Annotated in this window: 19 protein-coding genes; 5 read left to right on the top strand and 14 right to left on the bottom strand. The window is 70.9% G+C overall.

From position 1 onward, the window contains the following. The first annotated feature begins 62 nt into the window (after window positions 1-62). Window positions 63-755, top strand: a complete 693-nt coding sequence (locus JYJ93_RS34975; protein ID WP_206798847.1) for an SIMPL domain-containing protein — start codon at window positions 63-65, stop codon at window positions 753-755. A 4-nt stretch (window positions 756-759) separates the two neighbouring features. On the opposite strand, the gene JYJ93_RS34970 is transcribed toward JYJ93_RS34975, so the two are convergent. The 4 genes from JYJ93_RS34970 to JYJ93_RS34955 form a co-directional block, all read right to left on the bottom strand. Further along, on the bottom strand, window positions 760-2,028 hold the full coding sequence (locus tag JYJ93_RS34970; protein ID WP_206798846.1) for a pyridoxal phosphate-dependent aminotransferase: 1,269 nt from the start codon (window positions 2,026-2,028) through the stop codon (window positions 760-762). 39 nt (window positions 2,029-2,067) lie between these two features. Then, entirely contained in the window at window positions 2,068-2,550 is a 483-nt protein-coding gene (gene dps / locus JYJ93_RS34965; protein ID WP_206798845.1) for a DNA starvation/stationary phase protection protein Dps, read from the bottom strand. Window positions 2,551-2,647: 97 nt separating this feature from the next. Then, complete coding sequence (locus tag JYJ93_RS34960; RefSeq protein ID WP_120605839.1) at window positions 2,648-3,175, bottom strand: carboxymuconolactone decarboxylase family protein; 528 nt, start codon at window positions 3,173-3,175, stop codon at window positions 2,648-2,650. 6 nt (window positions 3,176-3,181) lie between these two features. Further along, entirely contained in the window at window positions 3,182-3,736 is a 555-nt protein-coding gene (locus JYJ93_RS34955) for a peroxiredoxin (protein WP_014394422.1), read from the bottom strand. Window positions 3,737-3,968: 232 nt separating this feature from the next. Between JYJ93_RS34955 and JYJ93_RS34950 the strand changes: the two genes are divergently transcribed. Continuing rightward, window positions 3,969-5,573 carry a sigma 54-interacting transcriptional regulator gene (locus tag JYJ93_RS34950; protein ID WP_242544044.1) on the top strand — a complete coding sequence of 535 codons (1,605 nt, stop codon included), beginning with the start codon at window positions 3,969-3,971 and terminating at the stop codon, window positions 5,571-5,573. A gap of 7 nt (window positions 5,574-5,580) precedes the next feature. On the opposite strand, the gene JYJ93_RS34945 is transcribed toward JYJ93_RS34950, so the two are convergent. From JYJ93_RS34945 to JYJ93_RS34910, 8 genes are all read right to left on the bottom strand, one after another. Next, entirely contained in the window at window positions 5,581-6,171 is a 591-nt protein-coding gene (locus JYJ93_RS34945) for a hypothetical protein (RefSeq protein WP_206798844.1), read from the bottom strand. 97 nt (window positions 6,172-6,268) lie between these two features. Then, window positions 6,269-7,633 (bottom strand): hypothetical protein, encoded by a 1,365-nt coding sequence (locus JYJ93_RS34940; protein ID WP_206798843.1) that lies wholly within the window; start codon window positions 7,631-7,633, stop codon window positions 6,269-6,271. Then, window positions 7,630-8,547, bottom strand: coding sequence for a biotin-dependent carboxyltransferase family protein (locus JYJ93_RS34935; RefSeq protein WP_206798842.1), 918 nt, complete (start codon window positions 8,545-8,547; stop codon window positions 7,630-7,632). The genes JYJ93_RS34940 and JYJ93_RS34935 overlap by 4 nt, the downstream gene beginning before the upstream one ends. Then, complete coding sequence (locus JYJ93_RS34930) at window positions 8,544-9,833, bottom strand: LamB/YcsF family protein (protein WP_206798841.1); 1,290 nt, start codon at window positions 9,831-9,833, stop codon at window positions 8,544-8,546. The genes JYJ93_RS34935 and JYJ93_RS34930 overlap by 4 nt, the downstream gene beginning before the upstream one ends. Before the next feature lie 27 nt (window positions 9,834-9,860). After that, on the bottom strand, window positions 9,861-10,553 hold the full coding sequence (locus JYJ93_RS34925; protein WP_206798840.1) for a histidine phosphatase family protein: 693 nt from the start codon (window positions 10,551-10,553) through the stop codon (window positions 9,861-9,863). Further along, complete coding sequence (locus tag JYJ93_RS34920; protein WP_206798839.1) at window positions 10,553-11,632, bottom strand: phosphotransferase family protein; 1,080 nt, start codon at window positions 11,630-11,632, stop codon at window positions 10,553-10,555. The genes JYJ93_RS34925 and JYJ93_RS34920 overlap by 1 nt, the downstream gene beginning before the upstream one ends. A 2-nt stretch (window positions 11,633-11,634) precedes the next feature. Beyond that, on the bottom strand, window positions 11,635-12,873 hold the full coding sequence (locus JYJ93_RS34915; RefSeq protein ID WP_206798838.1) for an acyl-CoA dehydrogenase family protein: 1,239 nt from the start codon (window positions 12,871-12,873) through the stop codon (window positions 11,635-11,637). An 87-nt stretch (window positions 12,874-12,960) separates the two neighbouring features. Then, window positions 12,961-13,680 (bottom strand): TetR/AcrR family transcriptional regulator, encoded by a 720-nt coding sequence (locus tag JYJ93_RS34910; RefSeq protein ID WP_242544043.1) that lies wholly within the window; start codon window positions 13,678-13,680, stop codon window positions 12,961-12,963. Window positions 13,681-13,813: 133 nt separating this feature from the next. Here JYJ93_RS34910 and JYJ93_RS34905 point away from each other — a divergent pair, with 133 nt between their 5' ends. Then, a complete protein-coding gene (locus JYJ93_RS34905; RefSeq protein ID WP_206798836.1) occupies window positions 13,814-14,464 on the top strand; it encodes a hypothetical protein in 651 nt (216 codons plus the stop codon). Between the two features lie 58 nt (window positions 14,465-14,522). Continuing rightward, window positions 14,523-15,662 (top strand): aminotransferase class V-fold PLP-dependent enzyme, encoded by a 1,140-nt coding sequence (locus JYJ93_RS34900; RefSeq protein ID WP_206798835.1) that lies wholly within the window; start codon window positions 14,523-14,525, stop codon window positions 15,660-15,662. A 30-nt stretch (window positions 15,663-15,692) separates the two neighbouring features. Here JYJ93_RS34900 and cysK read toward each other — a convergent pair whose 3' ends face one another. Both cysK and epsC read right to left on the bottom strand, forming a co-directional pair. Continuing rightward, window positions 15,693-16,613 (bottom strand): cysteine synthase A, encoded by a 921-nt coding sequence (cysK, locus tag JYJ93_RS34895; protein ID WP_206798834.1) that lies wholly within the window; start codon window positions 16,611-16,613, stop codon window positions 15,693-15,695. A 43-nt stretch (window positions 16,614-16,656) separates the two neighbouring features. Beyond that, a complete protein-coding gene (epsC, locus tag JYJ93_RS34890) occupies window positions 16,657-17,502 on the bottom strand; it encodes a serine O-acetyltransferase EpsC (protein WP_206798833.1) in 846 nt (281 codons plus the stop codon). 184 nt (window positions 17,503-17,686) lie between these two features. Here epsC and JYJ93_RS34885 point away from each other — a divergent pair, with 184 nt between their 5' ends. Next, window positions 17,687-18,535, top strand: coding sequence for a DNA-formamidopyrimidine glycosylase family protein (locus JYJ93_RS34885; protein WP_206798832.1), 849 nt, complete (start codon window positions 17,687-17,689; stop codon window positions 18,533-18,535). Window positions 18,536-18,542 lie beyond the last annotated feature (7 nt).

Here is an 18,542-nt window from a genome sequence, read left to right as displayed (position 1 = left end):
CATGCCCCCTGGCCTGAGTCGTGCGCCTATACTCGCCGTTCCAGTCAGTCCCAGGGAGCCGCATGCCGGAGCGAGCCGCAACCGAGTCGGGGATCATCGTCGTGGAGCTGTCCGCCGAGCACGAACTGGAGGCGGACCACGTGGACGCGGTGGTGGAGGTGAAGGCGTCCTCGTTCTTCACCGGCAACGCGGCCTTCGCGAACGCGAAGGAGGTGGCCGCGCTGGTGCGCCTCATGGAGGACCTGGGCGTGCCCTCCACGGGCTTCACCCTCCAGTCGGTGCAGGCGGAGACCCAGGAGGGGCTGCTCACGCGCTCCTCGTCCGCGCTCTACACGGTGCGCATCCGCCTGATGGACATGGCCCGGGTGGGGGACGTGCTCGCCGCGCTGTCCGGCCTGAAGCAGGCGACGCTGCGCCAACTGCGCTGGGGCTACACGCACGAGCCGGAGGCCCGGCAGGACTGGCTGGAGGCGCTGGCCCGGGAGTCGGTGAAGAAGGCGCGCCGCGTGGCGGCCGGGCTGGGCGTGACGCTGGCCGGGCTGCACCGCTTCTCCGAGCGCACCTGGGAGTCACAGGCCCTCGGCGCGAGGGGCGGGGGCTACGGCGGCGGGAGCGAGGACGTGATGCCCATGGCCCCCTCCGGCAGCTACGGCTTGAAGCAGGCGCGCACGGCCTCGCTGGGCTTCCCCGTGTCCCACCGCAAGAAGGTGCACGTGATGGCCACCGCGGAGTTCCAGACGTCGCCCACCCCGTGATTCCTCAGGGGGCGGGCGTGTGCTGGAGCACGAGCGCCTCCAGCCGCTGGAGCGCCTTGTCCAGCGTCTCCCACGACGGGCCGAAGGACAGGCGCACGTAGTTGCGGAAGCGTGACGCCCGCGCGCGGCGCTTGCCGGGGTTCACGTCGAAGAACTCACCGGGCACGGTGATGACCTGGTGCTCCAGCGCGGCGCGGAAGAAGGCCATGCCGTCGTTGAGCGGCGCGGGCAGCCCGGACAGGTTGCCCCAGACGTAGAACGTCCCGTCCGGCGCGCGGTCCGTGCGGATGCCCAGCCGCTCCAGCCGCGAGTGGAACCGGTCCCGCTTCTCCCGGAAGGTGTGGTGGATGGCGCGCGTCTCCGCCACCACCGTGTCCTCCTGGAGCAGTGGAATCGCCGCGCGCTGCAGGGGCCGGCTGCCGCCGCCGTCCAGGAAGCTGCCCGCGCTGGAGACCGTGTCGATGACCTGCTTGGGCCCCACCGTCCACGTCATGCGCCAGCCCGGGTAGCGCCAGTTCTTGGTGAGCCCGTCGAAGAGGATGACCGGGTCGCGGTTCACGTCCTCCACGTACCTGGCGGCGCTCTCCACCGGCAGCACGCCGGGGCGGCCCGTCCAGATGTAGTGCGAATAGAACTCGTCGATGAGCAGCGAGCACTCCAGCTCGCGCGCCACGCCCACCCACCGCGCCAGCTCCTCGCCCTGCACCAGCTTGCCGGTGGGGTTGCACGGGTTGGAGAAGAGCAGCGCGGACAGCCCGCGGCCTTGAATCTCCCGGCGCAGGTCGTCGTGCGTGAAGGCGTAGCCTCGCTCGCCCTCCAGCAGGATGGGGATGGCGGTGAACGCCTTGAAGACGTCCAGCAGCTCCTCGTACGCGGTGTAGTCCGGCAGGAAGTGGCCCAGGTTCACCTGGCCCAGGCTGGCCGCGGCGCGGGTGAGGGCCGCGCGGCCACCGCCGGACAGGCACACGTTCTCCGCGCTGTACTGGGAGGGCATCCCCTTGCGGTAGAGCCGGTTGTAGAGCGCCGCGATGGCCTCCCGCACCTCCCAGAGGCCCGCCACGGGCGCGTACTCCTGGTCCGCCATGTCCACCGTCACCGAGTGCACGCGCGACGGGGCGCCGGGCAGGTCGCCCGTCTCCGGCTGACCCTGGCCCAGGTTGCACCACTCCGGGTCGCCGGGACGGTAGCCGCGGCGCGTGGCCTCGGCGGTGACGAAGATGACGCCCGTGCGGGGCACGGTGCGAAACGCATGCAGGGGGACGCTGTCGCTCACGCTCCCTACGCTAGCGCGCCCCCTGCCGCGGTGCAGCCCCTAGCCTTCGAGCGAGGCCCGGAGGAACCAGGCGTGCTTCTCGAACTCGGTGATGATGCCGGTGAAGAGGTCCACCGTGTCCGTGTCCTTGTGGCCCTCCACCGTCGTGCGGCTCTCCCGCAGGCCGTTGAGGTACACCTCGATGCGCTCGGCCAGCAGCTTCACGTGCTCCAGGTCGCGCGAGGTCTCCTGCGGGTACTCCGGCAGGCGGCTGTTCTTGCCCACGTGGCGGCTGGTGCCGTACGCGCGCCCGCCCAGCGTCACCGCGCGCTCCGCGATGGAGTCGTTGTGGTTGGCCAGGCTCACCGCGAAGGTCTCGAACAGCGGGTGCAGCGCGGCGAACTGCGGGCCCTTGATGTTCCAGTGGGCGACCTTGATCTGCGAGTGCAGGTCCAACCCGTCCGCGAGCCGCTCGTTGAGGGTGGCGGCGATGGCGGTGCGGGCCTGCTCGGAGAGGGGACTCGGGCTCTTGTAGAGGGCCATGACGAACACGTTCCTTTCAGGTGAGAGGAAAAGACAGCGCCCCCCGGTGTCATCCACCGGAGGGCGCAATCACAGCTCAGAGATAACGACGAGGGGACTAGGACTCCAGCCCAACCGCCGCCGCGTGGATGACGCTCGCGATGCGGACCGCATCGTGCACGTGCTCCTCGCTCAGGCCGCCTTCCAGCACGACCTTCTCATGCGACTGGATGCACATCTCGCAGCCGTTGATGGCGCTGACCGCGAGGCAGACCAGCTCGAAGTCCACCTTGTTGGTCAGCACCTGGGCCAGCCGGTTCATCCGCAGCCCGGCCCGCTTGGTCGCGTACGACTCCTTCCCGACCATGTGACGGAATCGGTAGAAGACGTTGTTCATCGCCATCAGCGAGGCCGCCGCGCGGGCATCCTCGATGACCGGCGTGGCCTTGTCGCCCAGTGCCTGCTTCGCCTCGTTGAGCATGGCCTCCTTCAGCCGCTCGTTCCGGGCGGCGAAGGCGCATGCCACGGCCGTCCCCCAGCGCTGCTCGGGGGTGAGGCTGCCCCCCTCCAGGACCGCGGAGAGGTTGAGGCGGGTGTCCTTGTGGGCGTCCGCGAGCTCACTGCGGACGACTTCGAGCGAAGCCATGGATTCTTACCCCGCCTTCTGCAGCTTGGAGGTGAGGGTCTCCTCACCCTTCTGCCAGTTGCACGGGCACAGCTCGTCGGTCTGGAGCGCGTCCAGGGTGCGGACGGTCTCCTTGACGTTGCGGCCCACGGACAGGTCGTTCACGGACACGTGGCGGATGATGCCCTCGGGGTCCGCGATGAACGTGGCGCGCAGGGCCACGCCCTCCTCCTTGTGCAGGATGCCCAGCGCGCTGGACAGCTCGCGCTTGATGTCCGCCAGCATGGGGAAGGGCAGGTTCTTCAGGTCCGGGTGGTGCGTGCGCCACGCGTGGTGCACGAACTCGCTGTCGGTGGACAGACCCAGCACCTGCGCGTCACGGTCCTGGAAGTCCTTGTTGTGCTTGCCGAACTCCGCGATCTCCGTCGGGCAGATGAACGTGAAGTCCTTCGGCCACGCGAACAGGACCGTCCACTTGCCTTTGTACGTGTCGTTGGAGATGTCCTGGAACTCCTTGTTCTTCTCCAGGCTCACGGTGCCCTTCAGCTTGAAGTTCGGAAGCTTGTCGCCAACGGTCAGCATGGGATTCGACTCCTTGGGGATGGGGGCGGGCCACCGTGGTCCACCCCAGAGGTTGTGGGTTGCTACGGGGTAAAGCAGCCACCGTGCCAATGCTTCAACTGCTGTGATTCCAGAGGGTTGCAGCTCCCTCTGTGGCTTGCACCGGCGGGGCGGTGACGCCGGGTCGGTGTCTAACGAAATCCCGGTGGCTTTCGCCACTGCAATTTCGGTGGGCCGCTATTATCGGTAACACATGCCGGATGAACTGATGGGGCGCCACCCGGAAGTGACGCAGGATGCTCGGGAGCTGGTTGAGCTGGCAACCACCGAAGAGGGGGTGGGGGAGCTGCTCCGTCGGGGATTGGACTGGGTGTCCCGCGTGGTGCCCTTCGACCTGGCCACGCTGTTCCTCCTCAAGGAGGGGCGGCTGGAGGCGGTGGCGGCGCGCGGCCCGCTCGCGAACCAGGCCGTGCGCAAGCACTCCCTGAAACTGGCGGACTTCCCGTCCCTGAAGCAGGCGCTGGAGACGCGGCGCGCGCGGGCCTTCACGGAGGAGGACCACTCGCACGGGGACGGGGACCCGTTCGACGGGGTGTTGGACCTGCCGGCGGGGCACTCGTGCATGGTGGTGCCGCTGTGCGCGGGGGAGCGCTGCTACGGCGTGCTGACGCTGGACCGCGCGCAGTGTGAGACGTACGCGCAGCCGGTGGTGGACCTGGTGGAGGTCTACGGCCAGATGCTGGCCACTGCGCTCCAGGGCGCCGAGCAGCGCGCGACGGCGGAGCGGCTGCACCGCCAGGACCACGAGCACGCGAAGCTCCTGGAGTCGCAGCTGGGCGGGGACTCCGAAGGCATCCTGGAGACGTCCCTGAGCCCGGTGATGCGCGACCTGTCCCGCCGCGCGCGGCAGGTGGCGGAGACGGACACGCCGGTGCTGATTACGGGAGAGACGGGCACGGGCAAGGAGCGGCTGGCGCGGGCCATCCACCGCTGGAGCGCGCGGGCGGACCAGCCCTTCGTGTCGCTCAACTGCGCGGCCATTCCGGCGGGCCTCCTGGAGAGCGAGCTGTTCGGCCACGTGAAGGGGGCCTTCACCGGCGCGAACCGCGACCGGGCGGGCCGCTTCCAGATGGCGCACGGGGGCACGCTGCTCCTGGATGAGATTGGCGAGTTGCCGGTGGAGCTGCAGGCGAAGTTGTTGCGCGCGCTCCAGGAGAAGGCCTTCGAGCCGGTGGGCAGCGACAAGACGGTGCGGGCGGACGTGCGCATCCTCGCGGCGACGCACGTGGACCTGCACCAGGCCATCGCGCAGAAGCGCTTCCGCGAGGACCTCTTCTACCGGCTGAGCGTCTTCCCCTTGCGGCTGCCGCCCCTGCGCGAGCGGCGCGAGGACCTGCCGCAGCTCACCGTGTTCCTCCTGGAGGAGCAGGCGAAGCGCACGGGCCGGCGGGGCATGCGGGTGTCGGCGTCAGGGCTCGTGCGGCTGGCGTCCTACGACTGGCCGGGCAACCTGCGCGAGCTGGCGAACGCGCTGGAGCGCGCCACCATCCTCACGCGCGGCCAGGAGCTGACGGCGCAGTCCTTCGACTTGCCGACCGGCGAGCGCGCGCGGGAGGTGCCGGGCACGGTACCGGCGGAGGAGACCCCGGCGCCGCTGCCCGCGGGGGCGAAGGTGCCCACGCTGGCGGCGGTGCAGCGTGAGCACATCCTGCGGGTGCTCACGCTCACCCGGGGCCGCGTCTACGGTGAAGGCGGCGCGGCGGCGCTGCTGGGGCTCAAGCCGTCCACGCTGCAGAGCCGGATGAAGAAGCTGGGCATCGAGCGGCTGGAGGGCTTCACCGCCGCCGAGGACGCGTGACGCTGGCTCAGTGCCAGCGGCTGTCCTCGCGGACCTCGCGGCGGTCCTCGCGCGTCTCCTGGCGGTTCTGCGCCGTCTCGGTGCGGGCCAGCTGGACCAGGTCGGCGATGAGCATGCGCTTGCGCGAGAGGCTGCCGCTGTCCATCCGGCCGTAGAGGTTGTTGAGCTCCTGGGAGATGGAGCGCGTCTTCTGCAGGGCGCGGGACTCCTGGCGGGCGTCGCGCACGTCGTCGCGGTGGTCCTTGCGGTCGTCGTAGCGGTAGCCGTCGTTGCGCACCTCGCGGGCGCTGGAGCGCGCCTCCTGCTTGTCCTGGGACAGCTCGCGGCGGGTCTCGTTCAGTTCGGAGGCCACGTAGCGGCGAACGTCCTCTTCCACCTGGAGCAGGTCGCGGCGCGCCGCGCGGCCCCGGGCGGAGTCGTACCGGGAGAGCAGCGACTCCACCTGCCGCAGGTCGTAGTGATCATCCCGGGTCTCGCGCGCGTCCTGCCGCAGCTCCTGACGGTCACGGGCCTGCTCGTGGTTGTTGCCGCGGGGACCGCCCGCGTGAGCCAGGACCGGGAGGGACAGCGCCATCGTTGCCAGCAGCCACTTCGACATGGGGGGCTCCATCAAGTGCGTCGGATGTCTTGATGGACGCGGCCCGCCGCCGCGAATTCAACGGCGGCGGACATTCCCCCATGGGTGGGAGCGGGGCCTACGACACCGCGGGTGCGGCCGGGCGCGGCTTGGAGGGCGCCACGGGATAGTGGGCCTCCTTGCCGAAGGGCTGGTCGAAGAGGTGCGGATCCGACTGGCGCGAGCGGAAGAGGTCCACGATGTAGTTCATCCGCTGGTCCAGCTTGCTCCAGTCCTTCGCGGCGGTGCCGGTGAGGCTGTCGGGCGTCTTGTCCAGCCGGCTCAGCAGCGCCTTCAGCATCGGATCCTCGACGGTGCGCAGGTGCGGCGGGAAGAGCGTGGACTCCATGCCGGCGGGGGGCGGCAGGTCGTTGCCCAGCTTCAGCGCGCCGCCGGGCACCGCGAGCTTCATCATGTGCTCGGTGGCGATGCCCCGGAACACGCCGGCGAGCTTGTCCACCAGCGGGTTGACGACGAGGTCCACCGCGCCCGTCTTGATGGCGGCCTTGGCGGCGAGGTTGGCGGGGAAGGGCAGCGCGTTGGCGCCCGCCTCGATGCTCTGCTTGAGGATGTTGGCGAAGACCTCCTTCACCGGGGCGTTGAGCGCCTTCTCCACGAAGCCCTGGAGCTGGGTCTGCTCGTGCAGGCCCACGGTGTCGTTGGCCCGGAGCATCATCTCGGCCTTCTTGTTCGGGTCCTTCTCGAACATGGCCTGCGCGTAGGTGCCGAAGGCCTCCTTGAGCAGCGGCTTGTCCTGGGGGAAGCCGTCCAGGTACTGCTGGAGCTTCGCCGGGTCCAACTGGGTGTCACCCTGGAAGGTGTCCACGAAGCGGGCGAACTCGTGGCCCACCTCGCGGAAGACGAACTGGTTGCCGTCGCCAATGGCCTTGCTGACGTTGTTGAGCGCGTCCGCGCCGGCCTTGGCGATGTCGCCGGTGGGCATGGCGGGCAGGCCCAGCTTGCGCAGGAGGTCGTCCACCTTGGACATGGCCTCGCCCACGACGCCGCCGCCCTTGAGGACGTCCACGAAGGCCTTGGGCATGTCCTCCTGGCGGATGCTCACGCCGGCCTGCTTCGAGGCCCAGGTGGCGAAGGTGGACCAGTTGGCGTTCTCCTTGCCCAGGAGGGTGCCCATGGCGTCGGACAGGTCGTGGTAGCCCTGGGTGATGGCTAGGTTGCGCGCGACGGGGTCCTGCATCGCGGCGATGTTCGCCACGTCCGCGGCGGTGGGGTAGCTGCCCGGCGTGGGGCGCGGGCCGCCCTGCTGGGGGGCCGCGGCGGGGGTGGACAGGGCCACCGGGGCCTTCCGGGCCTGGGACGACTCGAAGAGGGAGGTGCCCGTGTTGGCGCCGGGCTTCGCCTCGTTGCGGGGGCGCGGCGGGAGGGCCGGCTCCGGCGTGCGGGGCGTGGCGGTGGGGCGCGGGCCAATCTTCGGAGGAGTCATGCCCCCAGTATCGGCCCGGACGGGGCCGAAGTTGCCCTGTCCGGCCGGGCAGGGTGGTTCCTCCAGGCGTCGCGAGCGACCTCCAGGGTCACGGCCTGGAAGCGCACCGGGGCGCCAGGACGGCGGGCCCCCAGGCGGCCCCAGTCCGCGCGGATGACGGCGGCGATGAGGGGGTAGCCCCCGGTGGTGGGGTGGTCCGGGCCCATCACGATGGGCGTGCCGGAGAGGGTGACCTGGATGGCGCCGCGCACCATGGGACGGCAGGTGCCCCCGCCCTCGTCGCCGTGGGGCACGGGAGGTCCGTCCAGCCGCTGGCCCACGCGGTCGCTGGAGGGCGACACAGTGAAGGTGCTGCCCAAGAGCAGCGCCACGGCCGCGTCGCTGAAGGAGGACGCGTCCGGGCCCAGGAGCACGCGCAGCGGGGCGGCGGGGTCCAGGGCCTCCGTGAGCCGTGTCAGGTCGGCTGGGGAGGGGACGGTGCCGGGGGGCCCCAGCGGGAGCCGGTCGCCGGTGCGCAGGGGGCGGCCTTCCCAGCCACCCAGGCGGGCCACCCAAAGCGTGCCCTGGCCGCCAAGGACTTCAGGCACGGCGAGCGCGCCATCCACGGCCACGTAGCGCACGGCATGTCCGGTGGGCGCGGGCACGGTGAGCGTGGCGCCGTCCGCGAGGAGGCAGAGGGCTTCGCCATCCACGGACACGCGCACGTCGCGGCCCCGGGCGCGCAGCTCCATCCGGCCGAAGGCTTCCAGCGCCGCGGCGCCAGGTGCATTGCCCACCGCGCGGTTCGCCGCGACGAGCAGCTCCGGCACCCAGGCGCCGCCGGGTGGCACGCCGTGATGCATGACGCCGGGCCGGCCACCGTCCTGCACGGTGGCGGGGGCGCCCAGGCCCGTGACCTCCAGCCACGCTGTCATGGCTGCACCTGTTCGAAGCGCACGCGGGCTCCCAACTGGAGCGCCGTGCCGCGCTGGGGGTCGAAGGCGGTGAAGTCCAGCGCGGTGCCCACGAGGTTCCAGCCTCCCGGCGACGCGAACGGATACACGCCCGTGCGCATCCCGGCGATGCCCACCGCGAGCGCTGGCACCCGCGTGCGCGGCACCGGCAGCCGGGGACACGCGATGCTCGGATCCACGTCCCCCAGGTACGCGAAGCCCGGCAGGAAGCCCACGCAGCGCACCCGGTACTCGCGCGCCGTGTGGCGCCGCACCACCTCTTCCACCGATAGGCCCGCGTGCTCGGCGACCTTCGCGAGGTCCTCGCCGTCGTAGCGCACGCGGATCCGGATGAGCGGATGCTCCACGTGCGTGGCCGGTGCCACGCGCAGCCGGGTCAGCACGAGCGCCGGGGATTCGGGCGGGGTCTCCGGGTCGAAGTACACGCAGGCGTGGGACTCGGTGATGACCGCGTCCCGTACGCCCGGCAACGCGCTCAGGGCTTCGCGCGCCAGGCTCCGGTCCACCGACTCCGGCAGCACCAGCCTCAGCGCGCTGTCGCCCAGGGGCTCCGGCGGCTGCTCCAGTGCGTCCAACATCGCGCGCACCTCGCGGGCCAGCACCACCGCGCCGGGCGTGTCGCCGTGCACGCACAGCGTGTCCACCGTGCCTCCCGTGGCCAGCCGCACCGTGTTCTCTCTCGCCTGTTCCACGTCCGTCAGCACCGCGCCGGGCTGTCCGCGCGGAATCAACGACCCGTCCGGCAGCGTGCCCCGGTCCGCGAAGCCCTCGCGCGCATACCCGAGCCCCGCCACCCGGGCCGCATCCCTCAATGCGCCAGCGCCAGGGCCCACCACCGTGACGTCCGTCCCCAGCGCCTCCACCACGCCGTCCACCACCGCGCGCGCCAACGCCGGGGACTTGTTGGCCGCGTGGTACAGCGCTCCATGGGGCTTCGCATGCCGCACCGGCACGCCGCGCTCACGGGCCAGCGCGGCCAGCTGTCCGCACTGCTCCGCCACCTGCGCGCGCAGCACCTCTGGCGCCACGTCCAGCGCCTTGCGTCCGAAGTTGTCGCGGTCCGCGTAGGACGGGTGCGCGCCCGCCAGCGTGCCGTGGTGCTCGCACAGCTCCAGCGCCCGCCGCATGGACGCCGCATCGCCCGCGTGGCCTCCGCAGGCGATGTTCGCCAGGTGCGCGAGCGCGTAGAGCTGTTCGTCCTCCCCGGGCAGCTCCCCCAGGTCGATATTGAGCAGGCACCGCGTCATGGGCTCACGCTACGCGAGCCCCCCACTTCAGCGGTAGGTGATGAGCGCGCGGTGTTCGCCCTCGAAGTGTCCGTGCTCGTTGAGGGTGGACAGATACCTGCCCCGCTCGCTGTAGAGGACCTTCGTGATTCCACAGTTCGCCAGCGTCCAGTTCGTCCGGAACGCGTGCTCGTCCGGGATGCCCAGGAGGTCCTGGCTGATGGCCGTGATGGGGCCGCCGGAAGTGAACACCAGCGCCGTCCTGGAGGGCCCCAGCGACGCCACGAGCGTCGCCAGCGCCTCCAGGCAGCGCGCCTTGAACGCGCTCCAGGACTCCCGGTACTCGCTGTCGTGTCCGCCCGCGACCCAGCGTCCCACGGCCTGGGTGAACAGGTCCTGGTACGCGCGGCGCGGGTCCTTCGTCGCGGCCAGCTCCTCGCGCAGCACGGCGAAGTCCGCGTAGCGCGGCGTGTGCCGGTGCACGACCTCCTCGTGGTCGAACTCGTTGAACCCTGGCGTCCGCACGGGCGCAAGCTCAAGGCCCAGCGCCTGGAGGCACGCGTCCGCCGTCTCTCGGTGGCGCAGCATCGTGCCCGTCACCACCGCGTCCACCTTGGGCAGCCGCGCGCGCAGCGCTTCACCCAGCACGCGCGCCTGCTGCACGCCCACGTCCGACAGCTTGTCGTAGTCCTTCGCGCCGAAGGACGCCTGGCCATGGCGGATGAGGTAGAGCGCGCCCATCAGCCGCCCGCCTTCTTGATGAGCCGCTGGCAGCGGTAGGCCAGGTAGTTGACGATGAGCCAGTAGTTCTTGAACGCCGGGTTGCGCGTCTGCTTGTGGTGGTAGCGGTAGTAGATCTGCTGCGCGATGACCGCGAGCCGGAACACGCCGTAGACCTCGTAGAAGGTCCAGTTGTCGGGCTTCAGGCCGGTGCGCTCCAGGTAGTACGCGACCACCTCCTCGCGCGTGAGCATCCCGGGCAGGTCCGTGGGCTGACGGCGCGTCATGCGCAGGAAGGCGTCGTCATCCGCCTGGACCCAGTAGGCCAGCGTGTTGCCCAGGTCCATCAGCGGGTCGCCCAGTGTGGCCATCTCCCAGTCCAGCACCCCGATGACCTGCGTGGGGTCCTCCGGCTTGAGCACCACGTTGTCGAAGCGCCAGTCGTTGTGGATGACGCACGTCTTGATGTCCGGCGGGACGTGCGCGGCCAGCCACTCGCGCGTGCGCTTCATGCGGGGCACGTTCCAGGTGCGCGCCTTCTCGTAGCGGTCGGACCAGCCGGAAATCTGACGCTGCGGATAGCCCGGCCCCTTGCCCAGCGACTGGAGCCCCACCGCCTGCGCGTCCACGCCGTGCAGCGCGATGAGCTGATCCACCACGTTGAGGCACAACTGGCGCGTGCGGGCCTTGTCCAGGTCCAGCCCCTTGGGCAGGTGCTTGCGCGGGATGAGGCCGGGGATGCGGTCCATCACGTAGAACTCCGCGCCCAGCACGGCCGGGTCCTGGCACAGCCCCACCATGGTGGGCACCACCGGGTACACGGGCTTGAGCGCCTGCTGCACCGTGTACTCGCGCGACATGTCGTGCGCGGACTTCGCCTTGGTGCCCGAGGGCGGCCTGCGCAGGATGAGGTCGCGGTTCTCGTACTTGAGCCGGTAGGTCCAGTTGGAGGCGCCGCCCGTGTACTGCGTCACCTCCGGCGTGCCCACGAGCGAGGGCACCTGGGCCTTCAGCCACGCGTCCACCGCGGGCACGTCCAGCGCCTCGCCGGAGCGCACGGCCTTGCCCTCGTCCAGGGGGATGGAGACCGGAGCCGTCATGTTCAACCTCCCTTGCTGAAGCCGCGCTTCGCGAGCTCGATGCGGGTGATGACGCCCTTGTGGACCTCATCCGGGCCGTCCGCGATGCGCAGGCTGCGCGCCTGGGCGAAGAAGCCCGCGAGCGGCGTGTCGCGCGACACGCCCGCGCCACCGTGCAACTGGATGGCGTCGTCCACCACCTTCTGGAGCACGTTGGGCGCCACGACCTTGATGGCCGAAATCTCCGTCATCGCGCCCAGCGCGCCCACGTCGTCCAGCTTCCACGCCGCGTACAGCGTGAGCAGGCGGGCCTGGTCGATGGCGATGCGCGCCTCCGCCACGCGCTCCCGGTTGCCGCCCAGGTTGATCAGCGGCTTGCCGAACGCGGTGCGGCCCATGCCCCGGTCGATCATCAGCTCCAGCGCCCGCTCCGCCGCGCCAATGCAGCGCATGCAGTGGTGGATGCGGCCGGGGCCCAGGCGGCCCTGCGCGATTTCAAAGCCCATGCCCGGCCCGGAGATGAGCGCGGACACCGGCAGCCGCACATTTTTGAAGTGCACCTCGCCGTGGCCATGCGGGGCGTCATGGTCGCCGTACACGGGCAGCATGCGGATGATCTCCACGCCCGGCGCGTCCATGGGCACCAGCACCATGGAGTGCTGGTGGTGGCGGTCCGCGCCCGCTTGCGACGTGCGGCCCATGAAGATGGCCACCTTCGCGTTGGGGTGGCCCAGCCCGCTGGACCACCACTTCTTGCCGTTGAGGACCACGTGGTCGCCGTCCACCTCCGCGGTGGCCTGCATGTTGGTGGCGTCCGACGACGCGGCGTCCGGCTCCGTCATGCAGAACACCGAGCGGATGTCGCCCGCGAGCAGCGGCTTCAACCACTGCTCCTGCTGCTCCGGGGAGCCGTAGCGCCAGAGCACCTCCATGTTGCCGGTGTCCGGGGCGCTGCAATTGAAGACCTCGGGCGCCATGAAGCTGCGGCCCATGGCTTCCGCGAGCGGCGCGTACTCCAGCGTGCTCAGCCCCGCGCCCAGCTTCGCGTCCGGGAGGAACAGGTTCCACAGCCCTTCGGCCTTCGCGCGGGCCTTGAGCTCTCCCATCACCGGCGGCACCTTCCACTGGCGCCAATCCCCGCCGGCCTCCATCGCGTGCAGGGCCTGGAGGTACCCGGCCTCCACCGGCTCGATGTGGTCAGCCATGAAGCGCTTCACGCGCTCCAGGTATTCGGTTGTCCTGGCGGAAGGCTGGAAGTCCATGCGAGGCATCCTGCGCCCCGCCGGGTTGGCGATGCCACTGAATGTTGAATGTCTGTTCTGGGGCTGGCGCTGGCCTGGCCGCTGCCTTCAGCGGCGGCGGGGGCCCGGCGTCTTGCGAGTGCGTGACGTTCGCGCTCCGCGACGGCCCTGGGCCTTCGGCTTGCGCGCGGGCGCGCGGGGCGGGGCGGGCTGCTCGATGCTCGCGAGGATGATCCGCCGCAAGAGCGCGTATACGGGCAGCGGGTCGAAGCCCTTGTCCAACTGGTGGTGCAGCGCGAGCCCGTCCACGCAGGCCTTGATGATGACCGCGTAGTGCAGGTCCTCGGCGGTGGGGGCCGAGTCGTGGCCCGTGCGCACGTGCGCCACGGTGCGGGCGATCTCCTCGTCGCCCTGGCCCAACAGCTGCGCCACGGCGGGCGTCAGCTCCCGGTTGCGCAGGCCCAGCGCGAACAGCTCGTAACGCAACCGGCACGTCCCCGGCGCGTCCGTGGCCAGCTTCTCGCCCCAGGCGAAGGCCGTCTCGGCCAGCTCCTCCGCGGGCGTCTGCGCGCGCAGCCGCTCCAGCTCCGACAGGTACTGGCGGCTCGCCTCCTGCGTGACGGCCAGCAGCAGCGCGTCCTTGCTGCCGAAGTAGTAGTGCACCAGGCCCTGGTTCACCCCGGCCTCGCGCGCCACCTCCTTCACCGTCGCGGCGTCGTAGCCGCGCTCCCCCAACACGCGCTGTCCGGCGGCGATGAGGCGCGCCCGGGCATCAGGCTCCGGAGCAGCGGGGGGAGGCGGCGTCTTGCCACGGCGGGGGGATGGCATCCCAGACCCATAGGGCACCGCCTCCCACCCCCGCAAGGCCGGCGACCGCTCGCCGCCTTGACATCCCGCGTTGTCGGTCTTAGTTAGTCGTGTGACTAAGTTAGTCGTCCGGCTAAACCGAAGGAGACGGGCCATGCGAGTCGAGTCCAAGCGGTCGATGCAGTGGGTGAAGGCGGTGGCGGTGGGTGCGGCGTTGGTGTCGGTGCCGGCGATGGCCCAGGACATGGCGTCCTCGTCCACGGGGCAGGAGCAGCAGCGGCGCGGGGCGTTCCTGCTGGAGCTGCAGCCGCCCGCGCTGGACGGCTCGCTGTACGGCATCCGGGCGGAGGTCGCGCCTTCGCGTGACTCGCGGCTGGCGTTCGGCATCCTGGGGCGCGCGGGCGGGTGGAACCGGTCGCTGGGGGCGAAGGCGCGCTTCAGCGGCGTGGGTGGCAGCGACGTGAAGCTCAACTTCGGCGTGGGCGTGGACAGCCGCTACACGCTGGCCTTCCTGGCGGACGGCACGGTGCGCCCGTTCGTGGGGATGACGCTGGGCCTGGAGGAGTTCGTCGCGCGCCCGGACGGCGCGGCGATGCCGGACCGCAAGGACTACACGACGACGGCCTTCCTGGAGCCGACGCTGGGCGTGATGTGGCGGCCGGGCTCCGGGCGCGTGGGCCTGTCCGCGCGGGCCGGCCCGGGCTTCACCTTCACGGACGTGCGCGAGCTCCAGGTGGGCAACAACAACCTGGGCCTGCGCACGGTGTACCCCACGGCGTCGCTGGGCCTGCTGGTCGTCCTGTAGTCGACGGGGGCTCCGGAGCGTGCCGTGAGCGGTGGAGGGGTGGCTACACTCGCCACCCATGAGCTCCCCGTTCGAGTCCTACCGCGCCGAGTTCCCCGTCCTGAAGGAACAGCTCTACCTCAACCACGCCGGGGTCGCGCCCACCAGCACGCGCGCCGCCGCCGCGGTGAAGTCCTGGATGGACGACGTGGTGAATCACGGCGTCCTCCACGAGCGCGGCTGGGAGGCGCAGAGCGAGAAGGTGCGCGGGCTCGCCGCGCGCATCATCGGAGCCTCTCCGGAAGAAGTGGCCTTCGTGCGCAACACCAGCCACGGCCTGGGGCTGGTGGCCGAAGGGCTGGACTGGCGACCCGGGGACGAGGTCGCCGTCGCCACGAGCTTGGAGTACCCCTCCAACGTCTACCCGTGGCTGCACTTGAAGCACCGGGGCGTGGAGGTCCGCGAGATTCCCACGCCGCACGGGGGCGTGACGCCGGAGGCCGTGGCGTCCGTGCTCACCCCGCGCACGCGGCTGGTGGCGGTGTCGTCGGTGCAGTTCGCCACCGGCCACCGCACGGACCTGGATGCGCTGGGCGCACTGTGCGAGCGCTCGGGCGTGCTCCTGTGCGTGGACGGCATCCAGAGCGTGGGCTGCATCCCGGTGGACGTGAAGAAGAGCCGCGTGCACTTCCTCAGCGCGGACAGCCACAAGTGGATGCTGGGCATCTCCGGCATCGGCTTCCTGTACGTGGCGAAGGACGTGCTGCCGCGCGTGCGGCCCGCGCTGGTGGGCTGGCGCAGCACCACCGACGCGTGGAACTTCAACCGCTCGCACTTCGAGCTGCGCCCGGACGCGGCGAAGTTCGAGGAGGGCAGCGCCGCGTACCCCGGCATCTACGCGATGGGCGCCGCGCTGGAGCTGCTCCTGGAGGTGGGGACGGACGCCATCGGCGCGCGGATTGGGGAGCTGCTGGCCCGGCTGGACTCGGGCCTGCGCGACCTGGGCTGCGACGTGGGCCCCGCGCCGAAGGACCGCGCGGGCATCCTCACCTTCCTGCCGCCGGGCGCGAACGTCCATGCGCTCAGCGCGTACCTGTCGGGACAGAAGGTGTCCCACTCCGTCCGGCGCGGGCGCATCCGCCTGTCGCCGCACTTCTACAACACGAACGAGGAGATGGACCGGCTGGTGGAGCTGGTGCGCGCGTACCGGCCCGGGTGAGCTCCCCCGGACCGGCGCGCACGACGGCGGCTACTGCGCGGGGAAGAGGTTCTCCACGGAGAGGTAGCGCTCGCCGGTGTCGTAGCAGAAGGCGAGCACGCGGCTGCCGTCCGGCATCTCCGCCAGCTTCTGGTTCACCGCGGACAGCGAGGCGCCGGAGGACACGCCCACGAAGATGCCCTCCTCGCGCGCGGCGCGGCGGGCGAACTCGAAGGCGTCCTTCTCATCCACCTGGATGGCGCCGTCGATCGCGTCCGTGTGCAGATTCTTCGGGATGAAGCCCGCGCCGATGCCCTGGATGGGGTGCGGGCCCGGCTGGCCGCCGCTGATGACGGGGGACTTCACCGGCTCCACCGCGAACACCTTCAGCTTGGGCCACTTCGCCTTGAGGACCTCCGCGCACGCGGTGATGTGGCCGCCGGTGCCCACGCCCGTGATGAGGTAGTCCAGCCCGTCCGGGAAGTCGTTGAGGATCTCCTGCGCGGTGGTGCGCTTGTGGATCTCGATGTTGGACTCGTTCTCGAACTGCTGCGGCATCCACGCGTTGGGCGTCTGGGCGACGAGCTCCTGGGCGCGGGCGATGGCGCCCTTCATGCCCTTGGCGCGCTCCGTCAGGTCGAACTGGGCGCCGTAGGCGGCGAGCACGCGGCGGCGCTCGATGCTCATGGACTCCGGCATCACCAGGATGAGCTTGTAGCCCTTCACCGCGGCCACCATGGCCAGGCCGATGCCGGTGTTGCCGCTCGTCGGCTCGATGATGACGCTGCCCTCCTTGAGGAGGCCCTTCTTCTCCGCGTCTTCAATCATCGCCAGGCCGATGCGGTCCTTGATGCTGCCGCCCGGGTTGGCGCGCTCCAGCTTCAGGTGCACCGTCACGCGCGACGGGTACAGCCGGTTGATGCGCACGTGCGGCGTGTTGCCAATGGTCTGCAGGATGTTGTCGACCTTCATGGCGTCTCCTGTGAATGGGGAACGGGCACTGCGTGGGGAAGACTCAAATCTGGTAGTCGAGGACGTCCAGTCCCTCTTCGCCGTGGCGCGCCCGCACCTCGCTGCGGCGGGTGACGACGGACTGGGCGGGCACGCTCTGCGTGAGCCACGCGTTGCCGGCGATGATGCTGCCCTTGCCCACCACCGTGCCGCCTCCGAGGATGGTGGCGTTCGCGTACACCACGACGTCGTCCTCGATGGTGGGGTGGCGCTTCCTGTCCGCCAGCGCCTTCTCCACCATCAGCGCGCCCAGCGTGACGCCCTGGTAGAGCTTCACGTTGTCGCCAATCACCGTCGTCTCGCCGATGACCAGACCCGTGCCGTGGTCGATGACGAACCTGCGGCCAATGGTGGCGCCCGGGTGGATGTCCACGCCGGTGCGCTGGTGGGCGTACTCGGTGAGCAGGCGCGGCAGCAGGGGGAAGTTCAGCCGGTGCAGCGCGTTCGCCACGCGGTAGATAGCGATGGCGTAGAAGCCCGGGTAGGTGAGCACGACTTCGTCCACGCTGCGCGCGGCGGGGTCCGCTTCGAAGATGGCGCGCGCGTCCTGCTGGAGCCACTCGTAGAGGTCCGGCAGCTTCGCCATGAAGCGCGAGGACATGCCCGCGTCCGTGACGGGGTAGTGCGGCGCGAGCAGGGACTGGATGCGCTGGAGGCTCGCCTCCACCGCGGTGACGTCCCGGCGCACGGCGGCGGCGTTGCACTCCAGCCGCTCCGCGAAGTGCGGGAAGAGCAACCCCAGCACCTGCGAGACGAACTCCGGCGCGGCCTTGCGCACGTCCGGGGGGAAGCAGTGGCGCTGACGCGCCTCCAGCAGGGTGGCAACCAATCGGGCGTTTGGATCGTCCATGGGGCGTTGCGTCAGGATAGCGTGCCGTGCCGGCGTTTTCCTTGTTTCCGGCGTCCCGGCGCGCAAACGGCCGGGGTCTGGACGTGGATGCCTCCGGAGGGAAAACGTCGCGGATGCCCGGTCGTCCAGGGGCCGGGGCGTGGTGCGCCACGGCGCTGGTGGGGCGCGGGGATTACCCAGGGGGATGCCAGAAGGTCACAGCATCCACCGGGTCGCCCGGGTCCACCGCCGCTGGCTGGTGGGGCGGCGTTTCACGGCAGACTCTCCCCAGGGCCGGGGCGAGGTGGCCCATGGGCTGTCCGGGCGGGCGTTGCTGAACGTGGATGCGCACGGCAAGCACCTGTTCCACACGTTCGAGGGGGGCGTGCGGCTGCACATCCACCTGGGGCTCTTCGGGCGCATCCGTCACTTCCGGGCGGAGGCGCCCGAGCCCTCCACGGCCTGCCGGCTGCGGCTGGCTTCGGACGGGGCGACGCTGCACCTGTCGGGGCCGTCCGCGTGCGAGCTGCTGTCGTTGGAGGAGGAGGCCGCGCTGCGCGCGAGGCTGGGGGAGGATCCGCTGCGCATGGATGCGTCACCGGACCGGGCGTATGCGCGGCTGACGAAGGGGCGCATGCCGTTGGCGCAGGCGCTCCTGGACCAGGGGCGCATCGCGGGCGTGGGGAACATCGTGCGTGCGGAGGCGCTGTTCGTCGCGGGATTGCCGCCGCTGATGCCCGCGTGCGAGCTGGAGCGGGGCGCGTTCGACCGGTTGTGGGCCGTGATGCGGGCGCTGTTGCAGGACGGCGTTCGCGACGGGCTCATCGTCACGCCCGGTGCGCCGCCGCTGCCTTCACCCGGGCGCAAGCGGGCGGAGCGCTTCTGCGTGTACAGCCGCGCGGGCCTGCCGTGTCCTCGCTGTGGAGGGAGGGTGACGGGGCAGGTGCTGGCGGCGCGCACGCTCTACTTCTGCGCCGCGTGTCAGGGCGTGGACCGCATGCGACGGCCGCGCCGTGGACACGAGCGGACAGCCGGAGGCCCTGCTCCCCGCTGACGCTTGC

This window comes from Corallococcus sp. NCSPR001, from assembly GCF_017309135.1.
GTDB lineage: Bacteria > Myxococcota > Myxococcia > Myxococcales > Myxococcaceae > Corallococcus.
This window is presented reverse-complemented; position numbering and strand designations above follow the sequence as displayed.